Here is a 2,899-nt window from a genome sequence, read left to right on the forward strand (position 1 = left end):
GCCCTCCGGAAGTATGGGGGCAGACGGGCGGACGGCAGACTGCCACGTTGGCATGGGAAAAGGGTTGTCGTGCGGGCGGGTTGCCCGAGTTTCTGTCCGCGGATTGCCATGAGGCAAACAAGTTTTCCGGTTGCGGCTGAACGACCGGTGGTTTTGCTCGAACTCATTTGCATGCTCCACACGGAAGCGTAGGCGGAGACGTTTGACGGATCGTTGACGGGTTCGCGGTCAAACTGAGCGAGAAAAACGTGTTGACGCCCGGCCATCTTGGTGCTAAGTTGCGAATTGGCGTAAAGTTGCGGTGCAGAGTCTCGTTTTTTGGAGACGATGGGCCGGGGAAACCTCAACGCACGGGGAGGGAAAGCCTACAATAAAAGTAGAATTTCGTGAGTTTCTCCGTTGCTCCTTTGGCGTGGCTTTTGCAACGCTTGATGAGACTGCGCGAAATTTCTGCCTTGTGGTACAATCGGGGCGAGTGTTGCGCCATGAGGGCGTGAGAACTTGTTACCGGAGCAGGCCCGTCTGGGAGCCTGACCCCGGAGGGGATATCGCCAAGCAAGCGACCAACCAACGAAAACGCTCAGCATATAGCCATGGAACTTCTCGAACGATTGTGGGACTTCGCGACGGACACGTTTGTGGTGATTGGCCAGGCCGTGGACAGGACGCTCACGTCATTGTTCGGCTCGGCCAACGCCCGCTATTTGCGGAAACTTCAACCCAAGGTCCAGGCCATCAACGACCTGGAACCTCGCTATCAGAAAATGACGGATGCGGAACTTCGGGAGCAGACCGACAAGTTCCGCAAACGCCTGGAAGCTGGCGAAACTCTGGACGACCTGCTTATCGAGGCGTTCGCCGTCTGCCGAGAGGCATCGCGGCGGGTTCTGGGCATGCGGCATTTTGATGTGCAATTGATGGGAGGGATGGTCCTTCACGCCGGGGCCATTGCAGAAATGGTGACCGGTGAAGGAAAAACCCTCGTGGCGACGCTCCCGGCGTATCTCAACGCCCTGGAAGGGAAGGGGGTCCATGTCGTCACTGTCAACGATTATCTGGCTCGCCGCGATATGGAATGGATGGGCCCGCTGTACATGTTCCTCGGGTTGACTGTCGGCGCCATCCAGCACGACATGGGAGCGGTGGAGCGTCAGAAGGCGTACAGTTGCGACATCACATACGGGACCAACAACGAGTTCGGCTTCGACTACCTCCGCGATAACATGCGGCTGGCGGCCAAGGGCGACCCGCGCTACCCGCCGGAATATCAGCAGGTTCAAAGGCGCCTCCACTACGCCATTATCGACGAAGTGGATAACATCCTCATCGACGAGGCGCGAACCCCGCTCATTATTTCCGGTCCTGCCCACGACGATATTTCCCGCTACAAGCGGGCGGATCAGATTGCCCGGCAACTCATTCGAGATGTGCACTTCGTGGTCAACGAAAAGGATCACACCTGCCACCTGACGGAGGAGGGCATCCGCAAGGCTGAGGAACTGGCGGGGGTCGAGAGTTTCTACACGGCCGGCAACCTGGAGTGGCCTCATCTCATCGATAACGCTCTGAAAGCCCATCATCTCTACAAGCGCGACGTGCACTACGTCGTGGAAAACAACCAGGTCATCATCGTCGATGAGTTCACCGGTCGCTTGATGTACGGGCGGCAGTGGAGCGACGGTCTGCACCAGGCCGTGGAGGCCAAGGAAGGTGTTCCCATCAAGGAAGAAACCCAAACCCTGGCCACCATCACCATCCAGAATTTCTTCCGCCTCTACGACAAAATCTGCGGAATGACCGGAACGGCCATGACCGAGGCCAACGAGTTCTGGAAGATCTACAAGCTGGAAGTGGTGGCCATTCCCACCAACAAACCGCTCCGCCGTATCAACTATCCGGACGTCATCTACCGCACCGCCCGCGAAAAATACAAAGCGATCGTCGACGAAATCGAACGCATGCACAAATGGGATACGGTTTGGTATTCCCGCTACGAGTACGAAGTGGGGCAGATTCTGGAGGAAGGCGACGAGGAAATTGTCTTCCGCACCAAGGAAGGTGAGCGGAAGGTCATCCCCCGTTCCAAGATTCATAACATCGAAAAGAAAGGGCGGCCCATTCTGGTGGGGACGGTCTCGGTGGAAAAGAGCGAAATGCTCTCGGAAATGCTCACAAGACGGGGGATCCCTCATCAGGTCCTCAATGCCAAACACCATGCGCGGGAAGCGGAAATCATCGCCCAGGCCGGACGAAAAGGAGCGGTTACCATCGCCACCAACATGGCTGGTCGTGGAACCGACATCATATTGGGTGGCAATCCCGAGGCCAAAGCCTGGTCCATTCTCCAACACAAGTATCGCAGTCGATTGGACGTCCCCCGCGAGGAATGGGACGCGCTCGTCAAAGAGATCGAAGAAAAGGAACAGATGAAGGCCGAGGGGCGCGAGGTGGCTCAGCTCGGCGGTCTTCACGTGATCGGTACCGAGCGCCACGAATCGCGGCGAATCGATAATCAGCTTCGCGGACGTGCCGGCCGTCAGGGAGACCCGGGAAGCAGCCGATTCTTCCTGTCCTTGGAAGACGATCTGATGCGGATTTTCGCGGGCGACTGGGTGAAAAACATTCTCACCCGGCTTGGTATGGAAGAGGGACAGGCCATCGAAAGCCCGATGGTGACGCGCCGCATCGAAGCCGCCCAGAAAAAAGTGGAAGAGCGGAATTTTGAAATCCGCAAGAACCTCCTCGAATACGATCAGGTCATGGATGAGCAGCGAAAACGGGTGTACGGCTACCGGCAGAAGATCCTGGAAGGGGCGGATTGCCGGTTGCTCATCCGCGAAATGATTCGGGAACAGATTGAAAAAAATCTCAACACCTTCCTGGACAAAAATTACGGTGC

General features: G+C 57.0%; 1 protein-coding gene. It reads left to right on the forward strand.

The annotated features are described in order from the left end of the window. Positions 1-593: 593 nt before the first annotated feature. On the forward strand, positions 594-2,899 hold a 2,306-nt coding region (gene secA, locus H5U08_RS14635), incomplete at its 3' end, for a preprotein translocase subunit SecA (RefSeq protein WP_297034619.1).

It is taken from the genome of Thermogutta sp. (assembly GCF_014359955.1).
Lineage (GTDB): Bacteria > Planctomycetota > Planctomycetia > Pirellulales > Thermoguttaceae > Thermogutta.